At 74.0% G+C, this 18,864-nt stretch carries 20 protein-coding genes; 8 read left to right on the forward strand and 12 right to left on the reverse strand.

What is annotated here, in order from left to right; genetic code table 11:
* Positions 1-604: 604 nt before the first annotated feature.
* The 7 genes from O4J56_RS28255 to O4J56_RS28285 all read right to left on the reverse strand — a co-directional run bounded on the left by O4J56_RS28255 (position 605) and on the right by O4J56_RS28285 (position 6,359).
* Positions 605-2,056: a HAMP domain-containing sensor histidine kinase gene (locus O4J56_RS28255; RefSeq protein WP_270690018.1), complete on the reverse strand. Its 1,452-nt coding sequence runs from the start codon at positions 2,054-2,056 to the stop codon at positions 605-607.
* Between the two features lie 13 nt (positions 2,057-2,069).
* Positions 2,070-2,756 (reverse strand): response regulator transcription factor, encoded by a 687-nt coding sequence (locus O4J56_RS28260; protein WP_270690019.1) that lies wholly within the window; start codon positions 2,754-2,756, stop codon positions 2,070-2,072.
* A gap of 40 nt (positions 2,757-2,796) precedes the next feature.
* Positions 2,797-3,027, reverse strand: a complete 231-nt coding sequence (locus O4J56_RS28265; RefSeq protein WP_270690021.1) for a DUF6504 family protein — start codon at positions 3,025-3,027, stop codon at positions 2,797-2,799.
* A 195-nt stretch (positions 3,028-3,222) separates the two neighbouring features.
* On the reverse strand, positions 3,223-3,960 hold the full coding sequence (locus O4J56_RS28270; RefSeq protein ID WP_333563830.1) for a Uma2 family endonuclease: 738 nt from the start codon (positions 3,958-3,960) through the stop codon (positions 3,223-3,225).
* Between the two features lie 121 nt (positions 3,961-4,081).
* Positions 4,082-4,801 (reverse strand): DivIVA domain-containing protein, encoded by a 720-nt coding sequence (locus tag O4J56_RS28275; RefSeq protein ID WP_270690022.1) that lies wholly within the window; start codon positions 4,799-4,801, stop codon positions 4,082-4,084.
* Between the two features lie 70 nt (positions 4,802-4,871).
* Positions 4,872-5,393 (reverse strand): DivIVA domain-containing protein, encoded by a 522-nt coding sequence (locus O4J56_RS28280; protein ID WP_270690023.1) that lies wholly within the window; start codon positions 5,391-5,393, stop codon positions 4,872-4,874.
* Positions 5,394-5,447: 54 nt separating this feature from the next.
* Positions 5,448-6,359 carry an N-acetylmuramoyl-L-alanine amidase gene (locus O4J56_RS28285; RefSeq protein WP_270690025.1) on the reverse strand — a complete coding sequence of 304 codons (912 nt, stop codon included), beginning with the start codon at positions 6,357-6,359 and terminating at the stop codon, positions 5,448-5,450.
* Between the two features lie 117 nt (positions 6,360-6,476).
* On the opposite strand from O4J56_RS28285, the gene O4J56_RS28290 reads away from it, so the two are divergent.
* From O4J56_RS28290 to O4J56_RS28315, 6 genes are all read left to right on the forward strand, one after another.
* Positions 6,477-6,842: a YkvA family protein gene (locus O4J56_RS28290; protein ID WP_270690027.1), complete on the forward strand. Its 366-nt coding sequence runs from the start codon at positions 6,477-6,479 to the stop codon at positions 6,840-6,842.
* A gap of 147 nt (positions 6,843-6,989) precedes the next feature.
* Positions 6,990-8,543 (forward strand): ABC transporter substrate-binding protein, encoded by a 1,554-nt coding sequence (locus tag O4J56_RS28295; protein WP_270690029.1) that lies wholly within the window; start codon positions 6,990-6,992, stop codon positions 8,541-8,543.
* Positions 8,544-8,614: 71 nt separating this feature from the next.
* Positions 8,615-9,580: an ABC transporter permease gene (locus O4J56_RS28300; RefSeq protein ID WP_270690031.1), complete on the forward strand. Its 966-nt coding sequence runs from the start codon at positions 8,615-8,617 to the stop codon at positions 9,578-9,580.
* Position 9,581: 1 nt separating this feature from the next.
* Entirely contained in the window at positions 9,582-10,466 is an 885-nt protein-coding gene (locus tag O4J56_RS28305) for an ABC transporter permease (protein ID WP_270690033.1), read from the forward strand.
* Positions 10,463-11,317, forward strand: coding sequence for an ABC transporter ATP-binding protein (locus O4J56_RS28310; protein ID WP_270690034.1), 855 nt, complete (start codon positions 10,463-10,465; stop codon positions 11,315-11,317). Before O4J56_RS28305 ends, O4J56_RS28310 begins: the two co-directional genes overlap by 4 nt.
* A complete protein-coding gene (locus O4J56_RS28315) occupies positions 11,314-12,069 on the forward strand; it encodes an ABC transporter ATP-binding protein (protein WP_270690035.1) in 756 nt (251 codons plus the stop codon). The genes O4J56_RS28310 and O4J56_RS28315 overlap by 4 nt, the downstream gene beginning before the upstream one ends.
* A gap of 147 nt (positions 12,070-12,216) precedes the next feature.
* Here O4J56_RS28315 and bldC read toward each other — a convergent pair whose 3' ends face one another.
* Together bldC and O4J56_RS28325 are read right to left on the reverse strand one after the other, a co-directional pair.
* Positions 12,217-12,420, reverse strand: coding sequence for a developmental transcriptional regulator BldC (bldC, locus tag O4J56_RS28320; RefSeq protein ID WP_011293174.1), 204 nt, complete (start codon positions 12,418-12,420; stop codon positions 12,217-12,219).
* A 744-nt stretch (positions 12,421-13,164) separates the two neighbouring features.
* Complete coding sequence (locus O4J56_RS28325; RefSeq protein WP_270690037.1) at positions 13,165-14,016, reverse strand: serine/threonine-protein kinase; 852 nt, start codon at positions 14,014-14,016, stop codon at positions 13,165-13,167.
* Between the two features lie 236 nt (positions 14,017-14,252).
* Between O4J56_RS28325 and O4J56_RS28330 the strand changes: the two genes are divergently transcribed.
* Positions 14,253-14,516 (forward strand): DUF3073 domain-containing protein, encoded by a 264-nt coding sequence (locus O4J56_RS28330; RefSeq protein ID WP_270690039.1) that lies wholly within the window; start codon positions 14,253-14,255, stop codon positions 14,514-14,516.
* Between the two features lie 126 nt (positions 14,517-14,642).
* Here O4J56_RS28330 and purM read toward each other — a convergent pair whose 3' ends face one another.
* The 3 genes from purM to O4J56_RS28345 form a co-directional block, all read right to left on the reverse strand.
* Positions 14,643-15,716, reverse strand: a complete 1,074-nt coding sequence (gene purM / locus O4J56_RS28335) for a phosphoribosylformylglycinamidine cyclo-ligase (protein ID WP_270690040.1) — start codon at positions 15,714-15,716, stop codon at positions 14,643-14,645.
* Positions 15,717-15,790: 74 nt separating this feature from the next.
* On the reverse strand, positions 15,791-17,227 hold the full coding sequence (gene purF, locus O4J56_RS28340; RefSeq protein WP_408639185.1) for an amidophosphoribosyltransferase: 1,437 nt from the start codon (positions 17,225-17,227) through the stop codon (positions 15,791-15,793).
* A 72-nt stretch (positions 17,228-17,299) separates the two neighbouring features.
* Positions 17,300-17,767: a sterol carrier family protein gene (locus tag O4J56_RS28345; RefSeq protein WP_270690043.1), complete on the reverse strand. Its 468-nt coding sequence runs from the start codon at positions 17,765-17,767 to the stop codon at positions 17,300-17,302.
* 384 nt (positions 17,768-18,151) lie between these two features.
* On the opposite strand from O4J56_RS28345, the gene O4J56_RS28350 reads away from it, so the two are divergent.
* On the forward strand, positions 18,152-18,769 hold the full coding sequence (locus tag O4J56_RS28350; protein WP_270678267.1) for a DUF47 domain-containing protein: 618 nt from the start codon (positions 18,152-18,154) through the stop codon (positions 18,767-18,769).
* Positions 18,770-18,864: the final 95 nt, after the last annotated feature.

Consider the following 18,864-nt stretch of genomic DNA (forward strand, 5'->3'; position numbering starts at 1 on the left):
GCCGGAATGACAGCACTCTTGTCGAGATCATCGCCGGGCAGGGGCGCACCGGGCCCACGGCCGCCACGGGCGCGGACAGCCACGCACCCACCTGGCCGCGCCGCCGCCCGGACCGCGAGGGGCCCGCCGGACGGCAGGCAAGGCCGGGGACCCGCCCCGCTTCCGCCGTCGCCGCCCTCCCACCCGACACTCCGTCGGCCTGCCGCCCGGGTGGGGCCCTGAAGCGGGGTACCAGCCCAGCCGCCTACCCGGACCGCGAGGGGCCTTTCGGACGGCAGGCAGCGCCGGGGAACCGCCCTGCTCTCTCCGTCGCTGCTTTCCCGGTGACCGCCCGCGCGCGCTGTGGCCGACGACGCTGCGCCGAGGGCCGCCGGCCTCTCTTCGTCGCTGCCCCTACCTGGCGCTCCGTCGGCCCGCCGCCCGGCTGGGGTCCTTGCGCGGGGGTCGGCTCAGCCGTTTGCCTGAACTGAGGGCAACCGGACGGACGGGTGGTTTGGCCGGGGAAGCGCCTGGATCACTCCTGTCGCCGCCAACCACGCCGACCACGTACGCGCCTGCCGCCTGACAGCATCGGTGCGTGAGACCCCTCCATGGGCCAGGGCCCTCACGCTTTCGGGAGGCGGACCTCTACGTCCAGGCCGAAGCCACCGTCGGGGCGGGGGAGGCCCGGCAACAGGCGCAGGGAGCCGCCGGCCGACTCCACCAGGTCGGCGCAGATGGCCAGGCCCAGCCCCGTACCCTCCACGTTCTGGTGGCGTGGGCCCCGCCAGAAGCGCTGCAGGGCCTTTCGGCGCTCCTCCGGGTCGAGACCGGTCCCGTCGTCGGCCACGTGCAGCACCACCGCCCCCCGGCCTCCTCCGGCCCGGGCCCGGTCGTCCCCGCGGCGGTCGGCCCCGCGGCGGTCGGCCGGCGTGCGCTCGGCGTCGCCCTCGGAGGCGGTCAGGCGGATCCTGCTGCCGCCTGACAGGCGGATCGCGTTGCTCATCAGCTCGTCGAGCACGCTGCCCAACCCGCCCGGCGGGGCCAGCGCGCGCATCCCCTCCGGGACGCGGGTCTCCAGGTCCATGCCCTCCACCTCGGCGAGCGCGCGCCACCGCGTCAGCCGGGTCGCGAGCACCTCGTCCAGCTCGACCGGCTCGGACGCGCGGAAGCTCTCCATCCGGGTCGCCGCCGTCAGCGAGTTCAGCAGCCTGTGCATCGCCTTGGCCTCCTCGACCGCGTCGGTGTGCGCCTGGCGCGCGTCCTCACCGCTCACGTGCGGCTCCAGGTTCTCCACCGCCAGCCGCAGGCTCGCCAGCGGGTTGCGCAGCTGGTGCGAGGCGTCGGAGACGAACGCCCTCTGCCGGTGCAGCGCCCGCTCCACCGCGTCCACCATCGCGTTGAACGACGCCGCGAGGCGGCGCAGCTCCGGCGGCCCGCCCACCCGGTCGGCGCGCACCGACAGGTCGCCCTCGGAGATCGCCGCGGTCGCCTCGTCCAGCCGCCGCACCGGGCGGAGCACCCACCGCGAGAGCGGCCAGGCCACCGCCGACAGCACCCCCAACGGCACCATGGACAGCGCGCCCAGCAGCGCCCACGAGCCCAGGATCCGCTCCCGCAGCCGCTCCGTCGGCGCGGAGAGCAGCACCGCCCCCTCCACGCCGCTGTCCCGGCCGATCGGCTCGGCGATCACCAGGTCGTCCGTGGACCAGGGCCACACCGCCGTCGGCGGCTCCGGCCGGAACCCGCCCAGCGCCCGGTGGGCCTCCTCCTGCCCCTGCGCCGCGCGCGCCGCCTCCGGGGACGACGCCAGCACCGGGCGCCCCGACGGGTCGACCACCGCCACCCGGGCGCCGTACAGGTCCTCGTACCGCTCCACCTCCCCGCGCAGCCCCTCCAGCCGGCCGGTGCGCAGCGCGGTGGAGCCCAGCGACGCGAAGCGGCCCGCGTCGTTGAGCCGGTCCACGTACATCTCCTGGGTCTGCCGCTGCGCGGTGACCGCGCCCAGCGGCACCGCCAGCGAGGCGGTGATCAGGAAGGCGATCGGCACCAGCAGGGCCAGCAGGCGGCGCAGCACGGTGCGGCCCCGCTCAGTCGCCCTCGCCCGCGGGGGCCAGCCGGTAGCCGACGCCGCGCACGGTGCGGATCAGCACCGCCCCGGCGAGCTTGCCCCGCAGCGCGGCGATGTGCGTGTCCAACGTGCGCGAGGACGACTCCCATGCGGTCCCCCACACCTGGTCGAGGATGGCGTCCCGGCCCACCACCGCGGGGGCCCGCGCCGTCAGCAGCGCGAGCACGTCGAACTCCTTGCGGGTGAGCGGGAGCGGTGCGCCGTCCAGCTCGGCGCGGCGCAGCCCCGGGTCCACGGCGAGCGCCCCGACCTGCAGCGGGGCGCCGGGCGGCGCGGCGGCCCGCTCGGCCCGGGTGCGGCGCAGGACGGCCTCCACCCGGGCGAGCAGCTCGGCGATGCCGAAGGGCTTGACCACATAGTCGTCGGCGCCGGCGCGCAGGCCGCGCACCCGTTCGCGCTCCTCGGCGCGGGCGGTGACGGCGATGATCGCCGTGCCGGGCCGTTCGCGCAGCCGCCGCAGCAGGTCGATGCCGTCGGCGTCGGGCAGCCCGAGGTCGAGCAGGACGACGTCGGCGGGGCCCGCCTCCAGCGCGCGCTGGGCCGTCGCCGCGCGCTCGACGTCGTACCGGGCGTTGCGCAGCGCCGTCACCAGCCCGCGCGCGACCCGGTCGTCGTCCTCGACCACGAGTATGCGCACGCCGACCATCGTAGGGCCGATCCGGGTGGGCGGCCCCCGTTCGGCCCGGTCAGCTCCAGTGGCGGCGCATCGTCCAGTCCTCGGTGGCGCGGTCGACCGAGATGTCGGCGATGCTGGGCTCGCCCTGATCGGACTCGGCGGCGACGCGGACGAGGTCGACGTCGCCCTCCCAGTGGCCGATGACGCGCTGAACCCGGTAGAGGCGCCCCCGCCAGGCGAAGAGGGAGGGGCGGCCGGAAGAGGTCGTGCGGACGTCGATCCGTTCGTTGAAGAGACTCACCGGGGCAGAGTATCGAACGGATGTTCGCATTCGCAGTGCTCCGCGCCGGTGCCCACCCTAGGGGCAACGGCCCCGCGAACGCGTCGGTGCGGGCGGATGCGGGGCGTCGGCGGCGATATCGGCGCTGCTCGGCGACGCGCGAACGGCTCCGGAACGGTCACGGCCCGGGCGTGTCGCGGCGTAGTGCTCCGGGCGTCAGTCCAGCGGCACCCGGAACTCGGAGGACTCCAGCGAGCATCCGAACGGCTCGGGCAGCTCGATCGGTTTCCCCCACTCGACGGTCGTCCGGCCGTCGTAGTCGCCGTCACGGGGAGTGGAGAAGAGCGAGATGGACGAGCCGCGCGAGTCGTAGCCGTCGATGAGCAGGTAGAGCGGGACCCCGGCCCCTGCGTACTCGTACCGTTTGGCGGTGCGGTCATCGTCGGCGTTGCTCTTGGAGGCGATCTCGACGACGAGGAGGACCTCCGCAGGGTCGACACCATCCCCGCGCCTCTGGGGGAGCGCGCTCCGAGGAAAGACCATGAGGTCGGGTGCGCGCATTCGTTCTCGGTCGGGGATGACGACAGGGGTCCCCTGGTGAATGGCGATGTGCCTAGGGAGCACGTCATGGAGCTGGGCGCTGATGAGAGCGGCTATGTCGTTGTGCGCCGGGGCGGGTGGGGGGACCAAGACGATTCCTGCCTCACGGATCTCAGCCCGCCAACCGTCGGGCATGTCGATTTCCTGCCAGGTGCGCAGCAGGAGCTCCCACCGTGACTCGGCCCGCGAAGGCGTGGGTGAGGGGGCCTCTACGGCCTCCTGGGCTTCCTGGGTCTGAGGGGACTCAGGGGGCTCGGACGGCTCGGGGGCCTTCGCGCGCGGAGCCGTGGTGCGCGGGGACTTCTTCTCGGCCTTCTGCTTCTCGGGCTTCTGCTCGATCAAAGCGCTTCCCATGCTGCGCCACCTCCTGAGGCGGGAAGGCAGCAGCGAGTAGTGACGATGTCCAGCGTTCCTTACATTACGGGGACCCGTCTCCGCCGGGGAAGGACCGTGAGGTCCGCCGCGCGGGCGGTGCTCAGTGCCCGCCCGTCTCGTGTCTGCGGAGTTCGGTGGCGAGTTCGTCGAGGAACGCGTCGACCTGGGCCGGGTCGTAGCCGGGGCGCGCCCGTGTGGTCGAGAAGCGGACCCGTTCCACGTCGGCCGCGCTGAGCAGGGCCCGGTCCGGACGCCCGTCGAGCAGCGCCCCGAGGGTGACCTCGGCGCTGTCCAGGAACGCGTCCACCTCGTCCTCGTTGTAGCCGGTGGTCAGGCGGGTGGTGGCGAAGCGCTTGTTCCGCACCTGCTCGGGTGTCATCGCCCCCCGCGCGGCCCCGTGCGGGGGCCGGGGGGCGCCGGCGTCTCCGGACGCGGCGCCGGAACCGCCGCGCACCGGCGGGGGCGGCGGGGGCGGGACCGGTGCACCCGCGTCGACCGGGGCGGCCGTGGCGCCCGCGCCGGGCCGCGGCATGTCGCCCGGACGCGACAGCCCGGCGGCGCGCAGCTCGGACACGACCTGGTCGAGGAAGTCGTCGACCTCGTCCTCCTTGTACCCGGGCGTCAGCCGGGTGCCGCGGAAGACCGACTCCTCCACCTCCGAGGCGGTGATCACCGGCTCCTCGGCGCGGCCGCGCTGCAGCGCGGCGAAGGCTTCTTCGATCCGGTCCAGGAGCGCGTCGACGTCGTCCTCGTTGTATCCGGGGCGCAGGCGCACCAGGGTGAAGCGCTTGTTCCTGATGTCGGCGGGTGTCAGAGGCATGCACCCATTGTGCCGACTCATCGGTAGGTACGCCCGCTCCGCCCCGGTGCGCGCGGTGCCGAGCGGCTGCTCAGCGGCCCTGCAGGCGGTTCGCGGCGGCCGCCCGGTAGGCGTCGACCTGTCCGCGGTGGTAGCCGCGCAGCACAGTGGCCAAGCGGTGCCCGGTCAGTTCCCCGGCGGTCAGCGACGGGTCGCCCCGGAGGTACCGGTCGAGGAGTTCCTGGACCTGCGAGCGGTCGTATCCGCGCAGGACGATGTCGAACTCGGGCGCCTCGTCGGGGGCGGCCTGGGAGCCGGATCCAGTGTCGTCAGTGTCGTCAGGGGCGTCGGGGGTGTCAGGGGTGTCGGGTGCGCCGCCCTCCAGGTGGGCCGCGGCCCGCTCGACGAAGGCGTCGACCTGCGCCTGGTCATAGCCGCGCAGGACGACCTCGAACGCGGTGCCGCGCAGCTCCTGCGCGCTCGGGGGCCGGCCGGACCACAGGCGGTCGACGAGGGCATCGACCTGCCCCTGGGCGTAACCGCGGAGCGTGACATCGAAGGAGGGGCGCTCGGGGCCGAAGAGCCGGGAGAGCTGAGGGGGAAGATCGGACATGCACCGAATCATGCCGGATCGCGGGAGCAGGCGCTCGGCTCGGCCCTTCTCGGCTCAGCCCTTCTCGGCGAGGAGGAACGAGGCGACCGCGTCGGCCGCGACCGCCGCCGCGTCCTTCCGCCACTGCGCGTCCTCCAGCAGCTCGGCGTCGTCGGGGTTGCGCATGTTGCCCGCCTCCAGGAACACCTTCGGCACGTCCGACATGTTCAACCCGCCCAGGTCGGTGCGCTCGTCCAACCCGTCCTCGGCGATGTAGTCGGCGGTCGGCACGCCCGAGTCCGCCTCGAAGGTGTCGCGCAGCTCCTCGGCCAGGCGCATCGAGGGCGCGGCGATGTCGTCGGTGAAGCCGTCCAGCTCTCCGGGCGCGATCACGTGGAACCCGCGGCCGCTCTCCGGGCCGCCGTCGGCGTGCACCGACACCGCGGCGTCGGCACCGGCCTCGTTGCCGATCTCGGCGCGCTCGTCGATGCACGGTCCGACGCCGTCGTCGTCCTCGCGGGTGAGCACCACCTCGGCCCCGCGCTCCTCCAGCTCGTCGCGCATGTGCAGGGAGAAGTCGAGGGTGAAGGCGTGCTCCTCGTAACCGCTGGCGCCCTCGGCCCCGACGGTGTCGCACTCCTTGTCGTTCGGCCCGGCGGGGACCATGCGGGAGATCTCCTCCGCGGCGTCGGCGTTGCCGCCGTTGTGGCCGGGGTCGATCACCACGGTGAACCCGCTGAGGGGCCCGTCGCCGCCGTCCCCTCCGCCGCTACCGCCGTCCTCGCCGCTGTCGGCCTTGCCGCCGCCCGCGCCGCTGCCGCCGCCGTCCTCGCCCTCCGAACCGGCGCCGGCGCCCGCCGTCCCCTCGGGGCGCGCGCCCGCGTGCGGGTGCGGCTCGGCGCCGTCCGCGGCCGAGGTGCACCCGGCGACGGGGACGAGCAGTGCGGCGGCGAGGGCGGTGGGGCCGAACGGGCGGAAGTGGGGCATTGGGCCAACGTAACGCCTGCCGGGCGGTCCCGGGGGAACAGATGCCGCCCCGCTCGCGTCATATCGTGAGGAGAGGGTCGGGACGCCCCCAGCCCTGAGAACGACCGAGGGGGTCGGATGCGCAGATCGAACCGCGCCGCCGCGGGCGCCGCCGCCTGGCAGGTGGTCCACGAGGGGATCGAGCCCGGGAAGCCGACGCTGTGGGCGCGCGCCGGGGCGGTGCCCCGCATGCTGGGCGCCCGGATCACCGGCCGCTACACGGGCATGCCCGTCTCGCGCGTGCTGATGTTCGTGGCGGCGCTCGTGTACGTCGTCAGCCCCGTCGACCTCGTCCCCGAGCTCTTCATCCCGCTGTTCGGCCTCGCCGACGACGCCTTCGTCGCGGTGTGGCTGGCCGCCGGGCTGATGGGCGAGACCGAGCGCTTCCTCGACTGGGAGCGCCAGGAGGGGCGCGAGTACGTCCAGGGGCGGGTCGTGGGCTGAGCGCCCGCCGCCCCCGGAGCGGCCCCCGCCCAGGTCATGGGCGGGGGCCGCGGTGTGTCCGGGGGGCTGTGGGCCCCTCGCCGAGTGCGGCGCGCGCCCGGAGCGTAAGGTTGGTAGTTGCAAATCGTTCGCAACTAGTGGGGAACAATGATCCGCTCGCGTTCTCTGGCCGCCGCCGGCGCGGCCGTCGCCCTCATCGCCGCGGGGTGCTCCGCGCAGGGCGGCGCCGACGACGGCGACACGCTCACCTACGCCCTGGGCGACGAGCCCGACGCGTTCAACCCGGCCCTGGTCGACGAGCACCTGGACCCGGTCACCGAGATGGTCTTCCGCGGGCTGACCGCGCACGACGCCGGGAACGACGTGGTGCCGGCGCTGGCCGAGAGCTGGGAGATCAGCGACGACGAGCGGACCTACACCTTCTCCCTGCGGGACGGGGTCACCTGGCACGACGGCGAGCCCTTCACCGCCGCCGACGTGGAGTTCACCATCGAGGCGGTGCGCGACGGCGACCTGCCCACCAGCAACAAGTACGCCAACGTCGAGGACGTCGGGACCGAGGGCGACGACACCGTGGTGGTGAGGCTCAGCGAGCCCACCCCGGCCCTGCTGGACAACCTGTCCAACGGCATCCTCCCCGAGCACCTGCTCGCCGATAAGGGCGTCGACGACCCCGATTTCGGCGAGCACCCCGTGGGCACCGGCCCGTTCAAACTCGACGAGTGGAAGCACGGCGAGTACGCGAGCCTGAGCGCCTTCGACGGCTTCTACGGGGGCGCGCCCGGCCTGGACGGCGTCACGATCGCCTACGTGCCCGACGCCGCCGCCCGGCTCATCCGCCTGCAGAACGGCGAGGTCGACGCCGCCTACCTGGAGCCCGTCCAGGCCGACGGGTTCGACCTGGACGGCTACCGGACCGAGCGCTTCCCCACCGCCGACTACCGAGGGATCCTCTTCAACATGGCCGAGGACCGGTTCGCCGACCCCGGGCCGCGCACCGCCATGAACTACGCGGTCGACCGGGACGCGGTCATCGACAGCGTCCTGCACGGCTTCGGCTCCCCGGCCTCCGGCCCACTCGACAAGAGCCCCTTCGACAGCGACGCCGCCGAGTACTCCTTCGACCCCGACCGGGTGAAGGAGATCATGGAGGACGAGGGCTACGAGCTCAACGGCGACGGCGTCTGGGAGAAGGACGGCGAGCCCTACTCCTTCGACCTGACCACCTTCGCCGAGGACGGCGTGCGCGCCTCCATGATCGAGGTGCTCGCCACCCAGCTGCGCGAGCAGGGCTTCGACGTCACCGCCGACCCGCAGCCGCGCGACGCCGTCAAGTGGGACGAGCTGGACGCCTTCCTCATCGGCTGGGGCACCCCCTACGACCCGGACACCTCCCTGTTCGGCCCCTTCCACTCCAGCGAGGCCCTGGACGAGGGCGGCTCCAACTACGGGAGCTACGCCGACGACGACGCCGACGCCGCCCTGGAGGCCGGCCGGAGCACCAACGACGAGGACGAGCGCGCGGACGCCTACGCCGACTTCCAGGACGCGATCGCCGAGGACCCGCCCTACGTCTTCGTCTCCTACCTGGACGCCGTGAACGCCGTGCCCGAGAACCTGGAGGGCCCGAAGGAGCGCACGCTGGCCCACCACGGCTACGGCTTCTTCTGGAACGCCGAGGAGTGGAGCTACTCCTCCTGAGGACCGCCGGGGCCGGGTGCCCGGCACCCGGCCCACGCCACGAGTGAGAGGAGACCGCCGTCACCGGGTTCGTGCTCCGCAGGGCGGGCACGGCGCTGGCCGTGCTCGCCGCGCTGTCGGTGTTCTGCTTCCTCATGCTCGACCTGGCCCCCGGCGACCCCGCGCGCTCGGTGCTGGAGGCCCGGTCGGGCGGGCGGCCCGTGCCCGACGCCGACGTGGCGGCGGCGCGCGCCGCCATGGGCCTGGACGCCCCGCTGCCGGTCCGGTACGCCGACTGGCTCGGCGGGGTCCTCACCGGCGACCTCGGCTCCTCGTACATGACCGGGCGCCCGGTCGCCGACCAGGTGGCCGACGCTTTGCCGTGGACGCTGCTGCTGGCCGCCGTCGCCACCGCCTTCAGCCTGGCCGGGGCCGTGGCCCTGGGGCTGGCCGCCGGGCTGGCCCGCTCGGAGGCGGTGCGCCGGGGCATCGGGCTGGCGGTCTTCGCCCTCGGCGGCCTGCCCGGCTTCGTGGCCGCACTGCTGCTGCTCTTCGCGGGGTCGGTGTGGCTGGGCTGGTTCCCCTCCGGCGGCCTCGGACGCCCCGGGCAGCCGCCCGACGCCGCGACCGTCGCGGTATCGGTGGTGCTTCCGGCGCTCGCCCTGGCCCTCGGCCACCACTTCGGCGTCTACGTGCGCCTGGTGGAGACCGGCGTGCGCCGGGTGCGATCGTCCCCGCACGTGGCGGCGGCGCACGCGCGCGGACTGCCGCCGGGGGCGGTGCGCCTGCGGCACGTGCTCAAACCGGGGCTGGTCCCGTTCGCGGCGCGCTTCGGCGTCGGGGTCGCCCAGCTGCTGGCGGGGGCCTACGCGGTGGAGGTGGTGTTCGCGTGGCCGGGCATGGGGCGGCTGGCCCTGGAGGCGGCGCAGACGCAGGACTACCCGGTGCTGCTGGCGGTCGTCCTGATCACCGGCGCGATCGTCGTGGCGGCCAACCTGGCGGCCGACATCGCCGCCGCCCGCCTCGACCCGCGGGTCCGACTCGTCAGGGAGGCGTGACATGAGCGGAACCGCTTCACCGCTCGCCCCGCGTGCCGCCACCCCCGCCGCGCTCCTGGCCCCCCGGGTGCGGGGGCGCGGCGGGCTCGCCGCCGGGCTGGCGGTCCTCACGGCCATGGCCCTCGCGGCCGCGCTCGCGCCCCTTCTGGCCGGGCACGACCCGCTGGCCACCGACACCTCCGCCACCGGCCTGCCCCCGGGATCCCCGGGCCACCCGCTCGGCACCGACCAGCTCGGACGGGACCTGCTCTCCCGCATGCTGTACGGCGCCCGCTACTCGCTGCTCGTCGGCGCGTCCGCCGCCGTGCTCACCGTCGCCGCAGGGACCGCCCTCGGCGCCGCCGCCGCGCTCGCGCCCCGCTGGATCGACGCCGTGGTCACCCGCGTCGCCGACGCCCTCCTCGCGCTGCCGATGATCCTGGTGGCCCTCACCCTGGCCGCCGTCGCCGGTCCGTCCCCGACCACCGTGGTGCTGGCGATCGCCGCCACCGGCTGGATGCCGGTCGCCCTCATCGCCCGCGCAGAGATCCGGGCGCTGCGCGAGCGGCCGTTCGTGCGCGCCGCCCGCTCCCTGGGGCACTCGCGCACCCGCATCCTGCTGCGGCACCTGGTGCCCAACGCCCTGCCGCCGATCGCCGCCGTGGCCGCCTTCGAGGTCGGCCACGCCATCCTGACCGAGTCCACGCTCAGCTTCCTCGGACTCGGCATCCCGCCGAACATCCCGAGCTGGGGGAACATGCTCACCGACGCGCGCGCCCTGCTGCTCACCGGCCAGTGGTACACGGTCGCCCTCCCCGCCGGGGCCGTCGTGGCCACGATCATCGCCGTGAACGCCGTCTCCACCGGGCTGGAGCGCCCCGGCGCCGGGGAGGGGAGGACCTGGTGACCGCCGGTGCACCGGCCCCGGACGCGGCCCCCGTCCTGGACGTCTCCGGCCTGCGGGTGGAGGTCGGCGGGCGCAGCGTCGTCGACGGCCTCGACCTGGTGCTGCGCGCCGGGGAGGCGACCGCCCTGGTGGGGCGCAGCGGCAGCGGCAAGAGCCTGACCGCGCGCGCCCTGACGGGCCTGCTCCCCGAGGGGGCCGAGCGCTCCGGCACCGCCCGCTTCACCTCCGCCGACGGCACCGGAGCCGACCTGCTCGCGCTGCCGTCCGGCCGGATGCGCGCCGTGCGCGGCCCCGGTATCGGCTACGCCTTCCAGGAGGCGCAGGCGAGCCTCAATCCGACGGTCACGGTCGGCGCGCACCTGAAGGAGACCCTGAAGGCGCACGGGGTGGAGCGGGCCGCGCGCCGGGAGCGGGGGCTGGCCGCGCTGCGCGCCGCCGGGCTGGAGGCCCCCGAACGCCTGTGGCACGCCCACCCCTTCGAACTGTCCGGCGGCCAGGCGCAGCGGGTGGCCCTCGCCCTGGCCTGCGTACTGGAGCCGCGGCTGCTCATCGCGGACGAGGTCACCTCGGCCCTCGACCCGCTCACCCAGGCCGGTGTCCTGGACATGCTGCGCGCCCGCACCGGTGCGGGCGGGTCCCTGCTGCTGATCACCCATGACCTGGCGGTGGCCGCGCGCTGGGCCGACCGGGTCGCGGTGCTCGACGGCGGCCGGATCGCCGAGTCGGGCCCGGCCGGGGAGGTGCTGCGCTCTCCGCGCCACCCCTTCACCCAAGAGCTGGTCCGCGCCGCGGCGCCGACGGGTGCGGCGGCCGCCGTGGCGGCCTCCCGGACCGCCGGAGGCGTCCTGTGAGCGCCGCGATCGACCTGGCGGGGGTGGTGCGCCGCCTCGGCGGCCGCCGGCGCCGTGTCGAGGCGCTCAGCGGCGTCGACCTTACGGTCGCCGAGGGGGAGGCGGTGGCCGTCGTCGGCCCCAGCGGCTCCGGGAAGTCGACCCTGGTGGGGGTGGCCGGGCTGCTCGACCGCCCGCAGGAGGGGCGGGTGGGCGCCTTCGGCGTGCCCGACGCCTGGGCGCTGCCCGACCGGGAGCGGCGCGCGCTGCGCCGGCGCTTCGGGTGGGTGCCCCAGGACGCGCTCAGCTCCTTCGACCCCCGCCACACCGCGGGGCGGGCGGTCGCCGACGCGCTCCCCTCCGGGACGGGGCGGCGGGAGGCCGCCGCCCGCACCGCCGAGCTGCTGGAGCGGGTCGGGCTGGACCCGGCGCTCGCCGGGCGGCGCCCCACCGGGCTGTCCGGCGGCGAGCGCCAGCGGGTGGCCCTGGCCCGCGCGCTGGCGGTGCGCCCGTCGGTGCTGCTGGCGGACGAGCCCACCAGCGGCCTGGACGTGCTGGCCCAGGAGCGCGTCCTGGACCTGCTGGAGGCCGGGGCGCGCGGCCGGACCCTGGTCGTGGTCACCCACGACCTGCGGGTGGCGCGGCGGCTGGCCGACCGGATGGTGGTGCTCCAGGACGGGCGGCCGGTGGCCGACGTGCCCGCCTCGATCGGACCGGAGGAGGCCGGACGGCGCGCCCCGGTCCTGGCCGGGATGATCGCGGCGACGCCCTGAGCGGGGGCGCCTCCCGCGCCGGGACCTACCCCCGGGAACGCGGAAGCGGGCCCCCGGTGCGGGGGGCCGCTACGCGCCTGCCGGGGAGGCCGTGGGCCTCCCCGGGGACCGGCTTACTCCCCCCGGATGCGGCACGAGCCGGGGAGATCACTCCGAGCGCTGGCTGGGGATCCCGGCCAGAAGCGCCCGCACTTCCGTCTCGCGGTATCGGCGGTGGCCGCCCAGCGTCCGAATCGAGGTCAGCTTGCCGGCCTTGGCCCAGCGCGTGACGGTCTTGGGGTCCACGCGGAACATGGTGGCGACCTCGGCAGGGGTCAACAGGGGCTCCGCCTCGGGCGTGCGAGTTGACATGTGTACGGCCTCTCCTCCTGGATCTGTGTGCCGATCCTGAGCCTTAATCCTGGCACTTGGCCCGGATGTCCAATATTGCCCTCTAGGTCTATATTGGCATCACCCGAGGTGATTGCACAGCCACTTAACGCGACTTGGTCTGATGGGAGGCCCCAAAGTCGCCCAAGTGCTGCGTCACGCTGAGTGATTCTAGCGACACGTTTAGTGGCATGTGGCGTATTCGGTCAAAACTTCGTTCTCCGGCCCTGTTTTTCTCGATCCGGCGGACCGAAAGTGCTACGGAGGACCGGGTGTTTACCCCCTCCGGGTCGGGCCGCCGCGGGGGATGTCCGCAGGTCGCGGCCTGAGGGCCGGGTGGCCCCGGGAGGGGGGCCGGTGACCGGTGTACAGGTCTACTCCCATCGACCGCCCCCTTGCGGCATGCCCGGATCCTCCGCGTGGCATGGGCTCCCGGTTACCGAGAGTGCGCTCGGTGACCGGTTGGACACAGTCTATGTGGTTGTCTATCGACTGGTATGCCCACTTTCGTCGGCGATGATGCCGACTTGGGAAGCTCGCCCCGGCTTGACCTGGCCTGACGTGCGAAGAAATTAGTGGCCCTGCGTGAGAAACCTGGTACACCAGGTTGCCCCCGGGCGTGGCGCGGGGTCCCGGACATGAGGGAATCTCATGTCCGGGCGCTCCGGAACCGTACGGGGGCCGTGCCGACACGTGACCCTCCGTTGGTCCCGCGCTGTCCCCCGGCTAGTTCGCGTGCTCCAGGGCCTGGACCGCCTTCCAGCGCCCGGTGACGCGCTGGTACATCGCCACCGCCAGCTCGTCCTCGCCGTTGTCCAGCCCGTTCACGGCCGCGTCGATCTCGGCGACCGACTCGTCCTCGCGCAGCGCCTCGTCGTCGAGCAGGTAGACCAGGCCGCCGTAGTCCAGCTCCAGCAGCGCCTCGGGGTGCGCCACCGCCGCCAGCCAGTCCTCCAGCCGCTCGGCGCCGGCCAGCGGCGCGCTGTCGCCCACGTGCTCCTGCAGCACCCCCACCACGCGCTCCAGCCGCTCCCGGGCGCGCGCCACCTCGGTCACGTACAGCAGGACGCGAGGGGGCGCCGCGACCGGGTCCGCTCCGCGGTCCAGCATCAGGCACCGCTCCTCGGGGGCGAACGGCGCGAACCACGGCAGCGGCACCGTCCAGGTGCTCGTCAGGATCCGGGTGCGCAGCGGCTCGCCGCGCTCGCGCCAGCGGCGGAACGCCTCGTCGGCCTCCTCGCACACGCCGTCGGGGAGATAGGCCGGGCGCAGCCGGGCCGGGGTCGCCTCGCGGAACTCGCGCAGCCCCAGCCAGGAGCGCAGCCGGGTCTGCCACGGGCAGACGTAGGTGCGCCCGCCCATCCGCCGCACGTAGGCGTCGCCGCTCTCGGCCCGGGGTGCGGGCACCGGCGGCGCCGACGCCAGCCGCCGCAGGCTGTCCCGGTGCTCGGCCGCCAGCGCCTCGACCCTGCGCGGCCGGTCCGCGGATTCGGCGTACTCCTTCCAGTACGCGCGCTCTGCGCTGGGAAACGCCTCCAAGGGCTGGTATACGCGGAGATAGGCGGTGTAGGGGAGCACGATCGCATCCTGGCATACGACACGGCGCCGGGGCACCCGTCCCGGGGAGGGCCGTGTGCGGTATCGCGCCCGTTAGGCGTGGGCGGCGTAGGCAGGTCGGTTGTAAACCGGGTACGGTTGTATCCGTACGTAAGCTGGCGCCAGTCGTCAGTGCGCTGACGGTCGTCAGCCCGGCATTGCGGTTTTGCTAGTGATCTGGGGTTTCACCAAACCCAATCGTTGAGGGGGTCGAGCCAATGGGGCGCGGCCGAGCCAAGGCCAAGCAGCAGAAGGTCGCTCGGAGGCTGAAGTACAGCACCGGCGGGACCGACCTCGATCGGCTGCGGTCGGAGCTGGGTGTCGCTGAGGACGAGAACGGGGCGCCGTCGGATGCGGCGGGGGGCCCGGATCAAGAGCCTTACGACGACCTGGTCGAGCGCTACGCCGATCTGGCGGAGCGGTACTCCTCACCCGACGGTCCCTCGGACGAGGGTTCCGACCGCTCAGAGGACGTCCGCTAGCACCCCGCCCGCACGGGCGTCCGGGCGTGCAGACAGGCATAGCCGGGCCGAGCCGCTCCGGTGGGTCGTCCCGGCCATGCCTGTCTGCGGAAGCGCGTGAGGGGCGCTCCCCTCGGGGAGCGCCCCTCACGCGTGCTCCCGGTAGGCGCCGTGCATGCGCACCCTGCCGGACCCCTCCGTCACGGTCCCGGCGCGCCAGGCGGGGACGCCCCGGCCGGCCAGCAGCTCCAGCGCCGCGTCGGCGTCGGCGCCGTCGACCAGGGCGACCATGCCCACACCCATGTTGAAGGCGGACTCCATGTCCGCGCGCTCCACCGCGCCCTTCTCGGCGATCAGCCCGAACACCGGCTGCGGCGCCCAGGTGGAGCGGTCCACGTCGGCGTCGGCGGTGGGCGGCAGCGAGCGCTCCAGGTTGGCGGCCAGCCCGCCCCCGGTGATGTGCGCGAAGGCGTGCACCCCGACGCGCCCGGCCAGCTCCAGGCAGTCCTTGGCGTAGATGCGGGTGGGCTCCAGCAGCTCCTCGCCGAGGGTGCGGCCGAACGCGGGGACGTGCGCGCGCAGGTCCAGCCCGGCGTCGTCCACCACCCGGCGGATCAGCGAGTAGCCGTTGGAGTGCGGGCCGGAAGAGGCCATGGCGATCACCGCGTCGCCGGGGCGCACCCGGTCCGGGCCCAGGACGGCGTCGGCCTCGACCACGCCGGTGGCGGCACCGGCCAGGTCGTACTCGCCGGGGCCCATCGCGCCCGGGTGCTCGGCGGTCTCCCCGCCGATCAGCGCGCACCCGGCCTGGGCGCAGCCCTCGGCGATGCCGCCGACGATCTCGGCGACGCGCTCGGGCACCACCTTGCCCACGGCGATGTAGTCGGTCATGTAGAGCGGCTCGGCCCCGGCGACCACCAGGTCGTCCACCACCATGGCGACCAGGTCGCGGCCGATGGTGCCGTGCACGTCCAGCTCCTGGGCCAGCATCACCTTGGTGCCGACGCCGTCGGTCGAGGTGGCCAGCACCGGGGCGGTGTACTTGGACACGTCCAGCCGGAACAGTCCGGCGAAGCCGCTGGCGTCGGCCATCTGCTCGGGCCGGGCCGTGCGCGCCACGTGCCGCTTCATCAGGTCGACCGCGCGCTCTCCGGCGGCGATGTCGACGCCGGCGGCGGCGTAGGCCGACGGGGACCCGGCGGGGTCGGCGCCCTGTGCCACGGGAATACCTCTCAAGCTCATCAACGGGTGCGGTGCGCACCGGACCCGCCCAGGGCCCGTGCGCGGTGGGCCGCTCAGGCCGGCGAGCCCGCCTTGGGCGTGCCGCAGGCCTTCTCCAGCAGGTACTTGCCGCGGGAGGCCTCGTCCACCTCGATCGGGTACACCCCGTCGAAGCAGGCGCGGCAGAGCCGGTCCTTGGCCACCTCGGTGGCGGCGACCAGCTCGTCCAGGCCGATGAAGCCCAGGGAGTCGGCGCCGATCGAGGCGCGGATCTCCTCGGTGCTCAGGTTGCCCGCGATCAGCTCGGCCTTGCTGGCGAAGTCCACGCCGTAGTAGCAGGGCCACATCACCGGGGGGCTGGAGATGCGCACGTGCACCTCGGCGGCCCCGGCCTCGCGCAGCATCCGCACCAGCGCGCGCTGGGTGTTCCCGCGCACGATGGAGTCGTCCACCACGACCAGGCGCTTGCCCTCGATGACGTCGCGCAGGGGGTTGAGCTTGAGGCGGATCCCGAGCTGGCGCAGGGTCTGGCTGGGCTGGATGAAGGTCCGGCCCACGTAGGAGTTCTTCACCAGGCCCTGGGCGAAGGGGATGCCGCTGCCGCGGGCGTAGCCGACCGCGGCGGGGGTGCCCGACTCGGGCACCGGGATGACCAGGTCGGCCTCGGCCGGGTGCTCCTCGGCCAGGCGGCGGCCGACCTCCACCCGGGTGGAGTTGACGTTGCGCCCGGCGATCGTGGTGTCCGGGCGCGCCAGGTAGACGTACTCGAACAGGCAGCCCTTGGGCTCGGCGGCGGCGAAGCGCATGGAGCGCACGCCCCGCTCGTCGATGGTGAGCATCTCGCCCGGCTCGATCTCGCGCACGAAGGTGGCGCCGACGATGTCGAGCGCGGCGGTCTCACTGGCCACGGCCCAGCCGCCGCCCAGGCGCCCCAGCACGAAGGGGCGGATGCCCTGCGGGTCGCGGGCGGCGTACAGGGTGTTCTCGTCCATGAAGACCAGGGAGAACGCGCCCTGCACCTTGGGCAGCAGGTCGAGCGCCGCCTCCTCGGTGGTGCGGCCCCCGCCCTGGGCGAGCAGGTTGGTCAGCACCTCGGTGTCGGTGGTGGCGCCGAGCCGGTCGCCCGGCAGCATCGCCGCGAGCTCGGGCGTGTTGATCAGGTTGCCGTTGTGGCCCAGGGCCAGGCCGCCGTCGCGCGCCGTGTAGAACGTCGGCTGGGCGTTCTCCCACACGGGCGAGCCGGTGGTGGAGTACCGGCAGTGGCCGATCGCGAGGTGGCCCTTGAGCGACTCCAGGGTCGACTCGTCGAAGACCTGGGAGACCAGGCCCATGTCCTTGTAGACGACGATGCGCTCGCCGTCGCTCAGGGCGATGCCCGCGGACTCCTGGCCGCGGTGCTGGAGTGCGTAGAGGCCGAAATAGGTGAGCTTGCTGACTTCTTCGCCGGGCGCCCAGACACCGAACACACCGCATTCGTCCTGTGCGGGGCGCTCGTACGGGTCGAGGTCCATGCTGAGCCGGCCGTCGGGTTGCGACACGCTTTCAGCTTAGTGCCTGCTTGGGCCCCGTGTGCCACCCGGGGTTCATTCGGCGCCCCTCAGCGGCAGGAACGCCGCCAGGTCGGCGCGTTCGCCGCTGGCCGCGACCGCGTGCGCGGCGACCGCCGCGTCCCAGTCGCGCAGCCCCGCGGCCAGCTCCAGCCAGGTGCGCGGGTCGGTCTCCACGACCCCCGGCGGCGTGCCCCGGGTGTGCCGGGGGCCCTCGATGACCTGGACGGCGCCGAACGGCGGCACCCGCACCTCCAGGCTGTGCCCCGGAGCCCGGGCGCCGAGCTCGTCCAGAGTGCCGCGGACGGCGGCGCGCGCGGCGGCCCGCACGGGGGACGCGTCCCGGGTGTAGGCCTCCAGTACCGCGTCCACACAGGCGTGCAACACGGCCTCGGGGCGGTCGGGTCCGTCGTAGGGCGGAAGGTCCAGGGCGGCGCGCTGGGCGTCGAGCGCTTCGCGCAGGGCGGCCTGGCGCCGCTGGGCGGCGGTCGGGCGGGAGGGCATGGAAGGAAGCGTAATCGTCTCCGCCCGGGTGGTTGCCCTGTCAGCGTCGTCGCTGGAAACTGTCCAGTGGCGGAACTCGTCGCGTCGTCCCGGTGAACGCCGGGCGTCCCGCGCGTGGAGAGGGGGTGCCGGGCCGTGCGCACTCTGGTGTTCCCCTGTGATTCATGTCCCGTTCGCGAACCTTCCCCGCGGGTACCGACCGAGGGCGGGCGCCGCTCCGTGCCAGGTAAGGGGCGAAGCGGGGCGGTTAGGATGAACGCGCAGCCGGGGAGGGTCGCCCGGCGTGCGACCGGTGAACGTGCCCGTGCCGACAGTGCGACCAATTTGTCCGAATGATCCCCGTACCATCCATACGGACGACCCACCGCACTTCGGGAGTCAAATGTGCGCCTGCGCCTGACACCGCGTGATGACAGCTACTACGAGATGTTCGCCGACTCCGCGAACAACCTGGTCATCGGGGCGCGGCTGCTGGCCGAGCTGATCGGCGACGGTGGCGACCGCGACGCGATCGGCGAGAAGATGCGGGCCTGCGAGCACGCCGGGGATGAGCGCACCCACGCCATCATGCGGCGGCTCAACGGCCGCTCCGCCACGCCCTTCGACCGGGAGGACATCTACAAGCTCGCCTCGTCCCTCGACGACGTGATGGACGCGATGGACGCCGCGGTCGACCTGATCGGCCTGTACCGGCTGGAGCGGCTGCCCAAGGGCATCATCGACCAGGTCGAGGTGCTGGAGCGGGCGGCGGAGCTGACCGCCGAGGCGATGCCCCGGCTGCGCACCATGAAGGACCTGGCGCGGTACTGGATCGAGATCAACCAGCTGGAGAACCAGGCCGACCAGATCTACCGGCGGCTGCTGGCGCACCTGTTCGACGGCGGGTACGACGCGCTGACGGTGATGAAGCTCAAGGACGTGGTGGAGGAGCTGGAGGCCGCCGCCGACGCCTTCGAGCACGTGGCCAACACGGTGGAGACCATCGCGGTCAAGAAGTCCTGACCCCTCCCGCGTTGATCTCGGGAGGAACGACGCTGAAACCACGGTGGTTTCTACTGTTCAGTGCAACTTCTCGTAGGTGTGCTGACCGCTAGGAG

The organism is Nocardiopsis endophytica (assembly GCF_027706725.1).
GTDB classification, from domain to species: domain Bacteria; phylum Actinomycetota; class Actinomycetes; order Streptosporangiales; family Streptosporangiaceae; genus Nocardiopsis_A; species Nocardiopsis_A endophytica.